This window comes from Bradyrhizobium sp. 142 (genome assembly GCF_023074015.1).
GTDB lineage: Bacteria > Pseudomonadota > Alphaproteobacteria > Rhizobiales > Xanthobacteraceae > Bradyrhizobium.
Window position 1 is genome coordinate 1 of sequence record NZ_JADPKQ010000362.1, and the last position, 15,076, is coordinate 15,076.

Sequence of the window (15,076 nt, forward strand, 5' to 3'; positions counted from 1 at the left end):
TGCGACCACATCGGCCACCTCGTCAGAAGCGTTCTGCCCGTCGAATGCAGCAACTACTTCGTTAATGCCGGATACGCTTCCATCAAAAAATGAAACGCTCTCTAGTCCCAATACGGGTCGGACACGTAGACGCCCATCGCGACGCGATGACCTTGCCCGCCTTGTCCTTCCCGGCGCTGCTTAACCTCAGATCGCCGTCCCGGTCACGATGGAGCTTTCGGCGGCGTCGGGCACTGCCCAAGCAATCAACAGAATCGCCGCCGATAGGTGCGGGTACGCCGGTGAAGCGGGTACGCCGGTGAAGCTTAGGCACGCGAATCGAGCAACCCCGCCGCGGTGGCCGCGAGTAGGCCGCCAATCATGGCACGTTTGGGACCCCCTGCTGTTTGCGAAGCGTCCTGTCCAAAATCGAGAGATTGGGGAGATGGCAAACTGTGCGCCGGTGAGGAGCCCGACTATGGAGGTGGGGAGGCCCAGGGAATCCGTCCGGACGGATCGATAGCCACCGCGAGGCTCCGGCCCTTTCGGTCGGCAAGGTGCGGTTCGCGCGCTGTTGTCGACACTTCTGCGATCTCTCGCGCTGGCGCTTTTGATATTTCGGACATCGTCTTTCGGCCGACGATCCAACCATCGGCTCCAAGACGATCGGCCACTTGTTCATAGTGCCCCCGTAAAACGGCGGCACAGATGCCTTGGGCGGCGGGCGTGAACCGGCTGTGATGAAGGCGCCCGTCAATGGAGGTCGCCATATGGCAGATGATAATCGGGCGCATAAGCGAACCTCACGCCGTGAGATGCCGATCGAAGTAGGCGTTCTGCCGCCGAGGACGGCAAGACAATATGTGTCGTGCGACAAAGGGCTGCCAGGCTATCATCTCGGTTTGGGCAGGCTAGAGGATCAGCTTAGGCAAGTCTCTGGCCTCAATGTTCGCGAAAGCGCAAGGTCGGAGCCGCGACTTCGATTGTTGCGCGATCGAGACACAACGTGTTCGCCTGCATCCTCTACGAAAATGGCCCCGACGGCTATGGCGTCATGAAATTGGGGAGGATCGGAACGACCACGACGGCGCCCAGCGCCGCAAACACGAACATCCCGGCGAGCGTGAACGCGCGATGGTGAATTCACGTCGCGTCAAGTAAGCTCACGCTGGAGAATTTCTCGCGATGATCCCTCTCGCGCTCATTCGGCTTCCGCTTCAGAAATAAGTAAACGCCGGAAACTTCCGCACGGCCGCTGGCCAGCAAGCGGTCGACGATCACATCGCTGATGATCTTGGTGCCAAACCGCCAGCCTCCACGCGGGCGCCGCTCAAACGGGCTCAGCTCCAGAAGACGCAGGTAATTACGATCGTATTGAAATTTATCATCCGCCATCACCGCCCCCACAAGGAGTCTCCCGGTGATAAGCCTCATCCAGCCACAGAACTTGTCAACTTCAACGTGCAGACTTCATCGCCACCAAAGTCACGCGCGACCACCAGCATATTTCCGGTGTGCCTGAGGCTGGATGAGAGCGAGGGACGAGCTGTTGTCGCCCGGGCGCAAGTGAGACGGACAGTGAGCGTCGCTGTCCGTCTCGTTCACCAAGTATTTGCGACGGCGCTTCCGCGCAGGGCAGTGCGCGATCACACCAAACGAGGCTCTGCTGACTGGGGTGTTTCCCCACGTAGACCTTCGTTAGCATCAATCGCCGCCCTCACCGCGACCGCGATGTCGCTGCATTCCAACAGGGGCAGCTCATCGGCGACGATGACGAAAGCTTCTCACTTGGGCTTGATGCTGATTGCCATTCCGCACGTCCAATTCGACCCAGTTTCCTTAGAATTGGCCGCGGAGGTTGGCGGGCTGAGGGCACGCGCCTTGTCGTCGATCCATGTAGTTGAACTGCGGAGGTAACGCCGATTACCGGCCAATTCTTTTCACGGAGGACATCGTGCTGAGCCGCCTTCGGAACTTGGCGTTTAGACTTCAACAGCGAACTGCCACCACGCGCTTTGCTGTGAGTATTCGCCGTGTGATCCGCTTGGCGCGGCTCGTGACAATTTTTCAACGGGCACCCCGCCGAAATGCCGGATTGGACATATTGACCAAAGTCGACGCCCGATCGCGAATTGGACGAAACCAGGCAGGCAGCATGCCTTCTTGCGCGTGCGCGAGCTCCTGGATGCCGGTCCAGCGCGCAAGAAGCCAGATTGACACTCCCGCGACCCGAGGGGCGCCTCTCAGTGGAAGCACTGTCCTTTGCGGCGCCCGCTGCGTCGAAGCCGATTTTGCGAGGGATCACGTTCCAGATCGAGCCCGGGGAGGTGCTAGGAATCATTGGCCCGTCCGGCGCCGGTAAATCCACGCTAGCGCGCCACATGGTGGGTGTGTATGCGCCATCGGCGGGTGCTGCTCGCATCGATGGGGCCGACGTGTTCACTGGATCAGGGCATCGCTGGGCCAGTACCTCGGTTACCTCCCGCAGGACGTCGAGCTGTTCTCCGATACTGTTGCTGCCAATATCTGTCGGTTCAATGAAGGAGCAGACAAAGATAGGGAAATCATTTCGGCGGCCCGTATGGCAGGAGTGCACGAGATGATCCTCCGACTTCCTGACGGCTATGACACTCAGATCGGAGAGGGTGGCGCGATCCTCTCTGGGGGCTATCGCCAGCGCATCGGCCTTGCACGCGCGGTGTACGGGAATCCGAGCCTGGTTGTGCTCGACGAGCCGAGCTCGAACCTCGATTCGGACGGCGATGCCGCGCTCACCGACTGCATCATGCAGCTCAAGAAGCGCGGAACGACGGTCGTGATCATCTCTCATCGGCCAGCCACCATCGGCGTGGTCGACAAGATACTGGTGCTCCGCGAAGGCGTCGCCGAGATGTTCGGACCGCGCGCTGAAATCCTGGCTCGTTTGACACGGCCCGTACCGATCCATGCAGTCCGTGAAACGGCTGGTTAGGACATTGCAGATGGCGCTCATGGAGTTTGCAAGCCGGTCGAAACTACTCAGTTCGGCGCCGAGCCTGGCGGGAGAGCGGTCCAGGGACGGTGCACCGAACGATTCCATCCGCTATGTGGCACTCGCGGGATGGCTGATCATCATCGTCTTTTTCGGCGGTATCGGCACCTGGGCGGTGACCGCGCCACTCAATGGCGCCGTGGTTGCCAATGCGATCGTCAAAGTTGACGGCAACCGCAAGAGCGTCCAGCGCTTCGACGGTGGCATTGTCAAGGAATTGCATATCCGCGAAGGCGAACGGGTGTTCGCTGGCGATCTGCTGATCGTTCTGGACGAAACTCAGGCGCGTGCCGAGTATGAGGTGCTTACGCAGCAATACGCGGTGCTTCGTGCGACGGAAGTGCGGCTTCTAACCGAGCTCGATCATGGTTCCGACCTCGACATGCCATCGGATCTGAAGGCGCGCTCCGGTGATCCCTATTTGAAGAGCGTCTGGAATGGTCAGATCAACCAGTTCGAAAGCCGCCAGGCCTCGCTGGAAGGGCAAAGGAGAGTGATCCGCGAGAAGATCAACCAGCTTGGGTCACAGATCGTTGGCGCAGAGGCGCAGGCCAAATCGTTTACCGATCAGATCAACTCCATCCGCAACGAGGCCAAGGATGTTGCGCCGCTGGTCGAGCGATGGCTGATCGCCCGTCCAAGAATTCTCCAGCTGGAGCGGACGGCATACGGTCTGGAAGGTCAGATTGCCGATACCAACGCCAACATCGCCAAGGCGCGTCAGGCGATCGCCGAACAGGAGCAGCAGATCGCCCAGCTCGACAATTATCGGATGACCGACGTCACCAAGGATCTCCGCGATACGCAAGTCAGACTCCTCGAGGTGATTCCGAAGGCGCTGAGTGCCAAGGCAGTGTTGGGCCGGACGGACGTTCGCGCGCCCTATACCGGCAGGGTCGTGGGACTGAATGTTTTCTCGGTCGGAGGCGTCATCCAGCGCGGTGACAAGATCCTGGACATCGTTCCCGACGAGGATGCACTCACCATCGAAGCGCAGGTCGCAGTCGAGGACATCAGCGACGTGCATCCGGACATGCGCGCCGAAGTCCATCTCACCGCCTACAAGCAACGCATCGTGCCGATCATTCATGGCGACGTCATTCAGGTCTCGGCCGACCGCCTCACGGACCCGAAAACGAATGCGCCATACTACACGGCCTTTGTCCAGGTTGATCAGGGCGAATTGGCAGGCATGCCGAACATCCGCTTGTACCCTGGCATGCCGGCGACTGTCATGATCCCGACCGTTGAACTGACTGCATTTGAGTACATCGTTGGGCCGCTCGCAATGTCGTTCAACCAGTCGTTCCGGCAGAAATAGCCAATCGGGCAAGTGATGGAAGATGTAATTCAGTAGCCACGCCGATCCGAGCGAGGAGCGATCAAATGCCTCATCGCAGAAGCCAAGATCGCTCTTAGGACACAAATGGCTGCGAAAGCCAAAGGCGAACAAGAGGAGGGATGTGAATGGTATGAGGCATTCAAGACCATCGACCGCGCTTTCCGCGTAGGCGATCTCAACGCCTTGCTGACGGCGCTGGGGCACCCGGCCGATTTTCCGAACAGTTTGCATCCCGTTGGTCTCGGCTTGACTGAAGTCCCGCTCGTGTATGCAATTTGCTGGAGTCCCTTTCATTTGATCGAGATGCTGCTCGATCACGCCTGCAATCCGAATTATCCTGACCTGTCCGGTTTTCCGTCACTGATCGCTGCGCTTTCGACTTTGCGTGGCGACCGGCTCGACATTGTGTGCCTGTTGCCTGTGCGAGGTGCCGACGTGCAGCAACGCGGATTGAACGACTGGACGCCGCTGCACCATGCAGGTTGATGACGGCAACGCTGTCGAGCTTCTGCTTGCTCACGGTGCCGATATCGCTGCGCGAACGCGAATTGATGATCGCGCCAAGCCAGTGCAGCTGGCGGAATCATGCGCTGCAACGCAGCGATCAGGGTCTTCAGAGCAATCCCCTGAAGCGTCTGGCGTTGTCGCCCTCTGCGTGGCAATCCTCCTTTGCGAGACTTCCTTGAGGCGTGCCGGCCGCGCGCTTTCCTCGCAGACTCTCGTCGCTTGTGGGCAGCTTTGCAAATTGGTGGCCACATAAATTAAATACCGGAACAATCAGCGTGGCGAATTCTTTTTGCGGGATATATGCCATTTGGTGTCCGTACTATTCCGGTGATCCTGCGTCACTTGATGGTTAATTCAGCGAACTTGCTGTAATAGCTGGCATTTTTACGATCGACCCGATTGGTGCGCTGTTCACACCGATTAAAAGCGAAATCATATATATATTAAACATTGACGAGGATTTACATTTAATAGAGAGTTTATGAAGTGGCAGGTTGGACATCGTCCGCAGCCGCTGAATGTGCCAACGGGCATCTGCAAATTCATCTGAGAAGGGATTTCGCTATGTTGAAATATTACATCAAGACCACGGAAGCCTTTAAGCGTCTGCGCGCGGAGCAGGACGGCGTGGTGTCGTTCGAGTACATCATTGTCGCGGCTTGTATCATCGGCGCAGTCTCTGCAGCGTTCGGCACCGGAGCAGGTGGTGCTATCGGGAAAGCGCTGTCTGGCGGGATCACCGCTATCACCGGCGCCTTCACCGCGGCCGTGTAATACGGCTATGTGACCTGGAGGGGGGTCCCGGAATATGCCTCCCGCTTAGGTTGGTCGAGGTGGTTTGTCTTGCAAGAAGGATTTTCTCCTATGTTAAACTATTACAAGGCCACCGAAGCCTTGAAGAACCTGCGCACGGATCAGGACGGCGTGGTGTCATTCGAATACATCATCGTCGCCGCTTGTATCATCGGCGCAGTGGCTGCTGCGTTCGGTACGGGAGCAGGTGGTGCTATCGCGACGGCGTTGTCTGGCGGGATCACCTCTATCACGGGCGCCTTCACTGCGGCCGTGTAATACGGCTATCTGACGCCGGAAGGGGCATCGGAATGTGCCCCTCCGCTTCATAATATTTTTATGTGACCCCACTTTAGTTTGTTGATGTGCCCTCGCTGTTTTTTGAGGCTGCAGTTCATGAGTTGGATTGTTCCGATAACCTGTTTTTTGGAAATTCTGTTGTTGCTGTATGTCGCAACGATCGATGTTGCGACGCGCTTGATCCGAAATGAGATTTGTCTGGTGCTGGCGCTCCTCGGGATCGCCGGTCAATTGGACAGCCCGATGCAACTCGTCGAATCCCTGATCGTCGCGGCGGTCCTGTTCTTGCTGCTGTTCATGATTTATCAGCGGGGATGGATTGGTGGGGGCGATGTCAAGCTGCTGGTTGCTTTGGCGATTGGTCTTCCGCTGACAGGCGTGATTCAGTTGTTGACCGTTACCGCTCTGGCCGGCGGCGTTCTTGCCGTGGTGCATCTGATGATGCGCCTCCTGCCATATCCGAGACTAGCGCCCGCCGGATCGTCGTTCGCGCGCCGCGTCTACGCGGTCGAGCGTTGGCGTCATTTGCGACACGCGCCGCTACCTTACGGGGTTGCCATAGCCTGCGGTGGCATCTGGACCGTTTTCAGCAAAGGAGTTTGACATGTCATCCGCTTTGCGCCTCTCGATCATCATGGTGTTTGTGCTCGCGACCGTTGCGCTCGGGCTTATCGCCTACAACATGAACCTGCAGAAAGCACAGGTCCCGGTCGCACAGGTCACGGAGAACACTCCGGCGCCGGCGCCTCCCACTGTCGGGTACTTTGTCGCGGTACATCCGCTACCGAGAGGGACACTCGCCCGCGATGAAGATTTCGAGATACGCTCGGTGCCGCCAGAACGTGTTCCAGCAGGCGCGATCCTTGATACGCCCGACGCCAAGATCGGACTTCGCGGATCTCTGGTTCGCAACTTCCTCGATACTGCCAGCCCTGTCACATCAAAAGACATATTGCGCCCCCGCGAACGGGGTTTTCTCGCCAGCGTCTTGGCACCGGACAGCCGCGCCATCAGCATCAACGTTGACGCCGCCTCTGGTGTCTCGGGCCTGATCTGGCCGGGTGACTATGTGGATCTCGTGTTGACCCAGGAGTCGACGACAATAGGCGAAAAGCAGAATCCGGATCACCAGCATGGCACGCTGAGCGAAACTGTTGCTCAGAATGTTCGAATTGTCGCGATTGACCAGGAGATTGTGCAAGGTGGCTCAGCCAGCAACGCCACGGCCGGTAAGGTAGCGCACACGGTATCGTTGCAGCTCGCGCCAGAACAGGTCAAGAAAGTCACAGTGGCAGCACAGCTCGGAAAACTCACCTTGGCCGTACGCTCAGCGGTCGATCGACAGGACATAGGGGACACGGACGCGACGGTGGTAGTTTATGCACGCAATAGCGGCACGAAATACTCAGTCAAGAGAGACGATGCTGGGAATACGCGCACGGCGCTGATTGGCGATGCGTCGCCGGCAAGTGCTCCGTCAACGTCGGTCGCTTCGGCCGTATCGTCACGTCGGTAAGGGGAGGCAGTGGTGAGCGCTAACATAGCAGTAGTAAGTCCGCCTGAAGAATCTGCGTCGGTCGTAACACGCAATCGAATCGTCTGTTTCGTGAATGACGAGCTTAGTGCAGCGGCTCTGCGCAAAGGCCTCGACGGTAGCAACTTGTCGATCCGGCGTGGCACGATCCGCAATGCCATACGGATGCTCGAAACCGACACCGAGCTGTTTGCTTTGGTGACAGACATCAGTGGAATCGATGATCCATTTACCGAACTGGAAAGGTTGGCCGGCGTCTGCCCACCCGACGTCCGGGTGGCTCTGATCGGGGAGAGCAGGGAGATCACCTTCTACCGCGAGCTCATGGAAATCGGCTTGACGGAGTATTTGCCGAGGCCGCTGACGCGCGATATGGTGCTGGATCAGCTACGCCCGAAGCTGGTTGGCGATGTGGCGCCCGGTCCGACCGATCGTGGCGGGCATGTGATCTCGATCTGCGGTGCGCAAGGGGGCGCCGGAGCGACGAGTATCGCCATCAATCTCGCACTGCAACTGGCCGAGACCACCAAGGCCAAGGTCGCGCTGCTCGACCTGCATCTCCAAGGCGGCGAAACGGCAGTGATGTTGGGTGTTCAGCCCGGGCCAGGACTGCGGATCGCTCTGGAAAACCCGATGCGGGCGGACACGTTGTTCCTCGAACGCGCCGCAATTGATGTCAACGACCGAGTTTGCCTGATTTCCGCCGATGAGGAATTGGATGCGCAGCTGAACATTACCGAAGCGGGGGTGAGGCACGTGCTTGGTCTGCTCCGCCAACGGTTCAATTACGTTGTTGTCGATGTACCGGTCCCGTTTCCGCCATCCATCCATCCGGTGATCACTCTTTCTCGCCACGTGCTGGTGCTGCTGGAAGCGGAAGTGACCGGACTTCGCAACGCCCATGGACTGCGCGCCGCCGTCACCAACATCGCCGGCAAGGATCGGGTCTTTACCTTGCTCAACCGCGCCGGTCGCCCCGGCGGCCTTCCCAGGGCCACCATCGTCAAGGCCTTGGGCGCAGAACCAGACATGGTGATTCCCGATCTCGGCAAGGGGATGACCCAAGCTGTCAATCTCGGAATTCCAGCTCTAAAGCACGTATCAGGACTGCGACGTCACCTAGCCCCGATTGTCCGGGAGATCACGGGTGTCGGCGCCGAGCGGAAGGGACGGTTGAGGAGGCTGCTCGGGCTATGAAAAAGTTTGGTCGGCGCGAAGACGACACGCCAGCTCGTTTACCTGCATTGACGCCAAGCTTGCAGGCATCTACGCCAAGCTTGCCTGCACCTACAAGGCGCGACGAACCTTCTACCCAGCGGCCGGTGATGCCGGCTTCGCTGCGCGAACGGGTCATCGAGCAGATTGAACCGTCGGTGGCCGCAACTGTTTCGCGCGATGTCCTTCGGCGGCAGATCGAGGAAATCATCCACGGAATCGCCAACGAGGAACGGCTCGAACTGTCAGGCCGCGAGCAGTTTCAGCTAGCGGACGAGATCGCGGACGACATGACCGGCTACGGGCCTCTGCGTCCGCTTCTTCTGGATCAATCGATTAACGACATCATGGTCAACGGACCAAGCAACATCTATGTCGAGCGAAACGGCAAGCTGGAACGGATCGCGGTCCGATTCCGCGACAATGATCACATCGCATCGGTGGCGCAGAAAATCGCGGCGCAAGTCGGGCGCCGAATTGATGAATCCAGTCCGATGGTGGATTGCCGTTTGCCGGATGGCAGCCGGGTCAACATCATCTTCCCGCCGCTGGCGATTCATAGCCCCTGCATTTCGATCCGAAAATTTCCGAGCCGCCGTCTGGATACGGCAGGCATGATCGCAAACGGCTCAATGACCGCGGCCATTGGACAATTGCTGGAGATTGCCGCCCGATCCCGACTCAATGTTCTGGTCTCCGGCGGTACCGGTTCCGGCAAGACGACGCTGCTCAACGCCATGAGCCAATTCATCGATCACAGTGAGCGCATTGTCACCATCGAGGATGCAGCAGAGTTACAGCTTCAACAGCCGCACGTGATCAGCCTGGAGACCCGGCCTCCGAGCCTGGAAGGTACCGGGCAGGTGACACAACGCGATCTGGTGTGGAACGCGCTGCGGATGCGGCCTGACCGGATCGTCGTCGGCGAGGTGCGCGGCGCTGAAGCGTTCGACATGCTCCAAGCGATGAACACCGGCCATGATGGTTCGATCTCCACGGTGCATGCCAATAGCGCCCGCGACGCAATGACCCGTATTGAGAACATGGTGCAGATGGGACAGCCAAATCTGCCGCTGCGGGCAATTCGATCTCAGATCGTCGCTGCACTGGATCTCATCGTGCAAGTCGAACGCATGCGGGATGGACAGCGTCGCGTTATCCAGATCAGCGAGGTGATCGGACTGGAAGGCGAGGTGATCACCACCAATGACATCGCGGCGTTCGAGTACGAGAACGAGGATGTTCACGGACGGTTATCAGGCACCTACAGGTCCACCCAAGCAGTTCCAAAATTCAGAAGCCGTCTTTCCTATTATGGGCTTGATCGAGCCTGGGCTGAGGCTATGAGGCAGCTATAATGCTGGAGTTTTTGACCACCAGTGACCTGGCGCTCCTGTTATGCGCAGCGGCCGCGACGCTGTGGCTTGACGCACGACAACGACGCATCGATCGTCAGGTAGCGATAGCTCTACCAGTTTCAGATCCGGCACACCTGCCCTCCATTCGCCGGTTGGAGGCCGGATCCCGCTGGCAGCTTCTCTTCCGCATCGTCAGTTACAAGGCCGGGATAGCTTACGCTTGGCACCCCGCCTATGTGCTGTTTGCCGGTGCGATCGGAGCAGCCGCAATCCTTTATGCCAATAGCGTGCTGAAATTTTCTGACTTCTACGCGTATCCGGTGGCTGCAATCGTGGCGATCATGGTGGTGCGAGGTTTGTTTGGATGGCAGCGGCATCATCTCGCCAGTCAGCTGTTTCGACAGCTGCCCGACACGATCCAGCTGGTGACAAGTACGGTTCGATCCGGGCTGCCCGTGACCGAAGCCTTTCGCACCATTGCTCGCGAGATGCCGCAACCAACGGCTGGGCAGTTCGCTATCGTATGCAGCGAAGTGAGTATGGGGAGACCTCCGGAGGAGGCTGTAGAAGCTGTCTATCGGCGAACCCAAGTGACGGAGTATGGGATCTTTGCGGTCACACTTGCAGTCCAGCTGAAGTCAGGTGGTAGTTTGACAGAAACCCTGCAAACACTGGGAGACACCGTGAGGCAGCGTGTCGCGCTCGCTGCTCGCGCGAAGGCTCTTGCTGGAGAGGTGATCTTCTCCTCACGAGCGCTGTCAGTGTCGCCCGTTATAGTCGGTGGGCTGCTATACGCGATCAATCCGCAAACAGTCGATCTGCTGATCTATGATCCGACCGGAAACAGGCTCCTGGCTTACGCAGCAGCTTCAGTGATTATCGGGTCCCTTGTGATACGTTGGATGGTCAGAAGGGAAACAGCGCTATGACTTTTGGTCTCGGTTTGGTGGCCCTCGCCATAGCACTTGCGACTGCGACCTTCGTGTTGATCATCCACGAACTACACGTTCGTGCGTTGAACGTACGGGTGTCAAATGCCGTGTTGGGTGTGCCTCGCCAGTCCGCGCCCCTCAAGGACATCACCGGTTGGCTTTCGTCGCTCGGCACGCGGTATCGGCGCTTCTACTCCGCGGAAAATCTGGACCAGCTCAGAACGATCGTCCAATCGTCGGGTTTGAATCCTCATCGAACCTTGTCGATCTGGATCGGAGCCAAAACTGTCAGCATGTTCTTGTTCCCGATCGTTGCCTTGTTTGTTGCGCAGCTTCTTGGGAAGCCGCTGACCGATGTGTTGGTGTTCAGTCTCATTGGCGTAGTGATCGGAATTATGGGGCCGCGGCTGATCCTGTTGGTGCTGACACGGCGTTTTAATGCGGGCATTCGGCGAGGCACGCCGGATATGATCGACTTGCTGGTTGTCTGCAGCGAAGCAGGAATGGGTCTGGAGAGCGCGCTGGAACGCGTCGCCGAAGAAATGAAGCAGACTGATCCTGCCATGGCCCGGGTCTTGTACGGCCTTCTTGATGATCTCCGAATATTGCCAAATCGCAGCGAGGCATTCGAGAAGTTGGGATCGACGTCCGAAGGACTTCGCCGGTTAGGCACCATGGTCAGCCAGAGCCTGCAATACGGAACGCCGCTGGGCCAGGCTCTGCGCACTATTGCTATGGACCTCCGGCGAGAACGTATTACCAAGCTGGAAGAACGAGCGCACAAGCTGGGCGCCAAGCTGACCATTCCGATGGTGTTGTTCATGCTTCCAGCCATGTTCATCATATTGGGTGGAAGTCCGTTTCTGCACCTCGTGCGTACATTCTCCAGCATAGGCGTGAAGTAAGCCATGAGCACGATCACCCTGTCGAAAAGCCGGTCTTACGAGTGGATGATGCAGGTGCTCGGCAGCATGTGGTTCACGTTGTTGGCACTTTGCGTCGCCGTCAGAATTGGGTCATTTACCGAACCCTGGCCATCGCTTCTGTCAGGTTTTTGCCTTGCCATCTTCTACATGCTCCTGGCCGTGTCGATCATGAGCAGGTCGCCGGCAAAGGCGCATGCTGAAGGCCTGCTGCCGAGAATAGCTGCATTCGTCGGCAGCTATCTGCCATGGACGATCACCTTTCTGGGCAAGACCGATCAGGCGTTGCCGAACCTCGTGTCCACCGCTTGCGTGCTGGTCGGCATGATCATGATGCTTGTCACCATCCGACACCTGGGGCGGTCGTTCAGCCTGGTGCCGCAGGCGCGTTCAGTGGTGCAGACCGGTCCTTATCGATGGATCAAGCATCCGCTCTACTTCGCGGAAGAGATCGTGATTGTGGGCGTGGTGCTGCAATATCTGACACCGCTCACGGTGATCGTGCTGGTCCTGCATATCGGCGTCCAAGTCTGCCGAATTCTTTACGAGGAAGACCTGCTTCGGCGCACTTGCCCGGAGTATTCCAGTTACGAAGCGTCGCGTTGGAGATTGGTCCCTTATGTTTGGTGAGCGGCTATGCGTGGCCGAATTGTCATGGACATCATTCAAGTTGCTCGTGCTCGGAGTCGGCGTACGGACGTCATAGGTGTCCGCCAGAGCGGGCGCGCAAGCCGTCGAAAGTCTTTCATCGTGGATCAACGTGGCGCCGCCGCGTTTGAGATGATGATCGTTTACGTTTTCCTGGTGTCGACCCTGCTCATGCCGCTCGCCGACGTTGCCGCCGCTGGTTTTCGATTTGTGGCCGCGTGGGAGGCACTGCGCGGCTTCGGGCAAAGGATCCAGTACAACCCGCCACAGGACGTGACCGACTGGGCAAGCTGGAAGTCGGCACTCCCCACTTCGGTGTCGGGATATCCCATCAACAATCTCCAGGTCGTTTGCAGCGATACCATGGCTGACTGCTCCGCAGCCAACTTTCTTCCGCCCAAGCACTATACATACACGACGACCGTCACCGTCGCTCCAATCGTGCTGAGATCAGTGATCTGTCGGAGTGGTAACGCCGATCCGTGTTCGTTCACGCTGCCTTACGCAGAACGGTTTCAATAGGAGTGATCCATGCGTAGCTTGCTTCGCTCTCGTCGTGGCTCCGTCGCCTTCGCAACCGTCATCGCCCTGATACCGCTGATAGGAGTGGTCGCACTCGGGGGCGAGGCGGGATCATGGTACGTTACCAGGCAACACGCGCAGAATGCCGCCGATGCGGCAGCCTATTCGGGTGCCATGCAGCAATTATGCTTAACGGACCCGAACGTACCCTGTGCGGTTGCACAAACAGTGGACTATCGCGCGAAGCAATCGGCGGCACAGAACGCGTTCTGCAACGCGGGCGACAATTCCTATCCTGGCTCCGTGTGTAGCGCGAGCCTTCCGACGGGCGTCTCCCAGACTGTCACGATCACTCCGCTCACGTCGTGGAACGGGACGGCTGGAAGTTTCGTTCAGGCCACTGTTAGCCAGCGACAGCCGGGATACCTGACACAAGTGCTTGGTTTGTCCACCGTCAATATACCGGCGACAGCCGTGGCCAGGGTCAAACAGGCAGACAAGCTTCCGTGCCTTCTAGCGAGTTCGGGTCCGATCACGGTCCAGGACTCGTCCGTCCAAATCACCGCCCCAAACTGCGGTCTCGCATCAAATGGTACGCCGATCGGCTTTGACCTTCACTCGATGACTACCCCACCCCGTGTCGGAGTAATGACGACAGCTGGTGGTTGCAGCGGGGACGCTTCACTGTGCAGCAAAGTCTCGACTTATAATCCACCAGTTATTGACCCGTTCTCTCAACTCACGAGCGCCATCAGCGGGGTGACCCTGCCAAAGTGTACTGGACCGAGCCCTCCGCCGTTTCATCCCTATTCCAGCGGCCTTTGCGCTTACGACAACACGAACGTCACTAAGCGAACCTCCCTAACAGAGAGTGGCGTCTACTTCTTCTCAGGGGGGCTCTCGTTAACGGGCAGCGGATCGCTTCGTACTTGCACTGGTACCTCCAACGATCCTGACCCTGTGTGCACTAGCCCAGCGCAACTTGCTAAGGGGCAAATAACAGCGACGATCATTGTGCTGCCGATTTCGGGCAACAAGACAAGCTTGAAGATGGCTGGTGGTAGCTCATTTGACATCGTTGCACCAACCACAGCGCCTTCCCCGCTTCCTAGTCAGCTTACATCAGTCGCCAAATTTCTGAAGAATATGGCGCTGTTTGATCCTGAAGTGTCACCGCAGACTACTGGCACGTCTACAATGTCTGGTAGTGGTGTGTTTTACCTCCCCAAAGCAGACCCCCTCAATTGGAAGGGCAGCAGTACTGGCCAGGTCAGTACCTGCACCGAGGTCATCGCTGCATCCATCCAGCTTTCCGGCACGCCGCAGTTCGATAATTCGGGATGCGATCCCAGCATACTGCTCGTAAGACGGATTGTAGTTTTGGTGCAGTGATGAGAAAGCTCGATCAGCGTGGCATCGGGGCGATGGAGTTCTGCCTCGTCGCTCTGCCGCTTTTCATATTGATGTTCACCATCTTCGATCTGGGGCGTTACGCAATCACCATGCAGTCATTGCGGACGCTCGCGAATGCCGGTGCTCGGACGTGGATGATCAACGACTGCTACGTCACCAACTCAATGGCCAAAACTACACCAACCTGTAGCGGTGACCCCCTGCCATCCCTTGCGGCCAAACAAGCCGTTGCTCCAATGCTCGGCGGTCTCTCGCCGACGCTGAGCACGACTGCCGGAGCCAACGCACTTACCGTTACGGCATCTGTACCGAGTTTCAACATGCTGATGCCGATTTGGGGCACAACATTGAACGCGCCGAGCGCCTCCACAACCATTCCCTTCTAGCTGTCTGCAAAAAAAAACCTTGAAATGGAGGGTTTTCTTGTTCTGGCCGGTCGTTGTTGGGGCGAGGCGGCGGAGTTGGATGTAATTTCTAACCCGGTGTTGGGTGCCCCCTGGGGCAGGGAGGCTAAGCGGCAAGCAGTTTGGGAATGCGGATCAGGTTATAGGCGATCAAATTGAGCAGGAAGTCGGCGGCG

15 protein-coding genes and 1 pseudogene are annotated in these 15,076 nt (G+C 58.1%); 15 read left to right on the forward strand and 1 reads right to left on the reverse strand.

Features of this window, described 5'->3' with window-relative positions:
* Window positions 1–1,122 precede the first annotated feature (1,122 nt).
* Window positions 1,123–1,374, reverse strand: coding sequence for a hypothetical protein (locus IVA82_RS33255; protein ID WP_247493705.1), 252 nt, complete (start codon window positions 1,372–1,374; stop codon window positions 1,123–1,125).
* Between the two features lie 756 nt (window positions 1,375–2,130).
* On the opposite strand from IVA82_RS33255, the pseudogene IVA82_RS33260 reads away from it, so the two are divergent.
* From IVA82_RS33260 to IVA82_RS33330, 15 genes and pseudogenes are all read left to right on the forward strand, one after another.
* Window positions 2,131–2,950: pseudogene (locus IVA82_RS33260) on the forward strand (ATP-binding cassette domain-containing protein); the annotation flags it as partial.
* Window positions 2,951–2,960: 10 nt separating this feature from the next.
* Complete coding sequence (locus IVA82_RS33265) at window positions 2,961–4,331, forward strand: HlyD family type I secretion periplasmic adaptor subunit (RefSeq protein WP_247383845.1); 1,371 nt, start codon at window positions 2,961–2,963, stop codon at window positions 4,329–4,331.
* 105 nt (window positions 4,332–4,436) lie between these two features.
* A complete protein-coding gene (locus IVA82_RS33270) occupies window positions 4,437–4,838 on the forward strand; it encodes a hypothetical protein (protein WP_247383846.1) in 402 nt (133 codons plus the stop codon).
* Between the two features lie 585 nt (window positions 4,839–5,423).
* Window positions 5,424–5,633: a hypothetical protein gene (locus IVA82_RS33275; protein ID WP_247383847.1), complete on the forward strand. Its 210-nt coding sequence runs from the start codon at window positions 5,424–5,426 to the stop codon at window positions 5,631–5,633.
* Between the two features lie 90 nt (window positions 5,634–5,723).
* Entirely contained in the window at window positions 5,724–5,930 is a 207-nt protein-coding gene (locus IVA82_RS33280; RefSeq protein WP_247383848.1) for a hypothetical protein, read from the forward strand.
* A 117-nt stretch (window positions 5,931–6,047) separates the two neighbouring features.
* Window positions 6,048–6,554 carry an A24 family peptidase gene (locus IVA82_RS33285; protein ID WP_247383849.1) on the forward strand — a complete coding sequence of 169 codons (507 nt, stop codon included), beginning with the start codon at window positions 6,048–6,050 and terminating at the stop codon, window positions 6,552–6,554.
* A 1-nt stretch (window position 6,555) separates the two neighbouring features.
* Window positions 6,556–7,467 (forward strand): Flp pilus assembly protein CpaB, encoded by a 912-nt coding sequence (gene cpaB, locus IVA82_RS33290; protein WP_247383850.1) that lies wholly within the window; start codon window positions 6,556–6,558, stop codon window positions 7,465–7,467.
* A gap of 90 nt (window positions 7,468–7,557) precedes the next feature.
* Window positions 7,558–8,682, forward strand: coding sequence for an AAA family ATPase (locus IVA82_RS33295; protein ID WP_247383852.1), 1,125 nt, complete (start codon window positions 7,558–7,560; stop codon window positions 8,680–8,682).
* Window positions 8,679–10,058, forward strand: a complete 1,380-nt coding sequence (locus IVA82_RS33300; RefSeq protein ID WP_247383853.1) for a CpaF family protein — start codon at window positions 8,679–8,681, stop codon at window positions 10,056–10,058. Before IVA82_RS33295 ends, IVA82_RS33300 begins: the two co-directional genes overlap by 4 nt.
* The gene (locus IVA82_RS33305; protein ID WP_247383855.1) at window positions 10,058–10,987 is read left to right on the forward strand and encodes a type II secretion system F family protein; all 930 of its coding nucleotides are present in this window, start codon (window positions 10,058–10,060) and stop codon (window positions 10,985–10,987) included. Before IVA82_RS33300 ends, IVA82_RS33305 begins: the two co-directional genes overlap by 1 nt.
* A complete protein-coding gene (locus tag IVA82_RS33310) occupies window positions 10,984–11,895 on the forward strand; it encodes a type II secretion system F family protein (RefSeq protein WP_247383857.1) in 912 nt (303 codons plus the stop codon). The genes IVA82_RS33305 and IVA82_RS33310 overlap by 4 nt, the downstream gene beginning before the upstream one ends.
* 3 nt (window positions 11,896–11,898) lie before the next feature.
* Complete coding sequence (locus IVA82_RS33315; protein WP_247383859.1) at window positions 11,899–12,543, forward strand: methyltransferase; 645 nt, start codon at window positions 11,899–11,901, stop codon at window positions 12,541–12,543.
* A 24-nt stretch (window positions 12,544–12,567) separates the two neighbouring features.
* Window positions 12,568–13,083 carry a hypothetical protein gene (locus IVA82_RS33320; protein ID WP_247383861.1) on the forward strand — a complete coding sequence of 172 codons (516 nt, stop codon included), beginning with the start codon at window positions 12,568–12,570 and terminating at the stop codon, window positions 13,081–13,083.
* Window positions 13,084–14,097: 1,014 nt separating this feature from the next.
* Window positions 14,098–14,475, forward strand: a complete 378-nt coding sequence (locus IVA82_RS33325) for a hypothetical protein (RefSeq protein WP_247383863.1) — start codon at window positions 14,098–14,100, stop codon at window positions 14,473–14,475.
* Window positions 14,475–14,882 (forward strand): TadE family protein, encoded by a 408-nt coding sequence (locus IVA82_RS33330; RefSeq protein ID WP_247383864.1) that lies wholly within the window; start codon window positions 14,475–14,477, stop codon window positions 14,880–14,882. The genes IVA82_RS33325 and IVA82_RS33330 overlap by 1 nt, the downstream gene beginning before the upstream one ends.
* Window positions 14,883–15,076 lie beyond the last annotated feature (194 nt).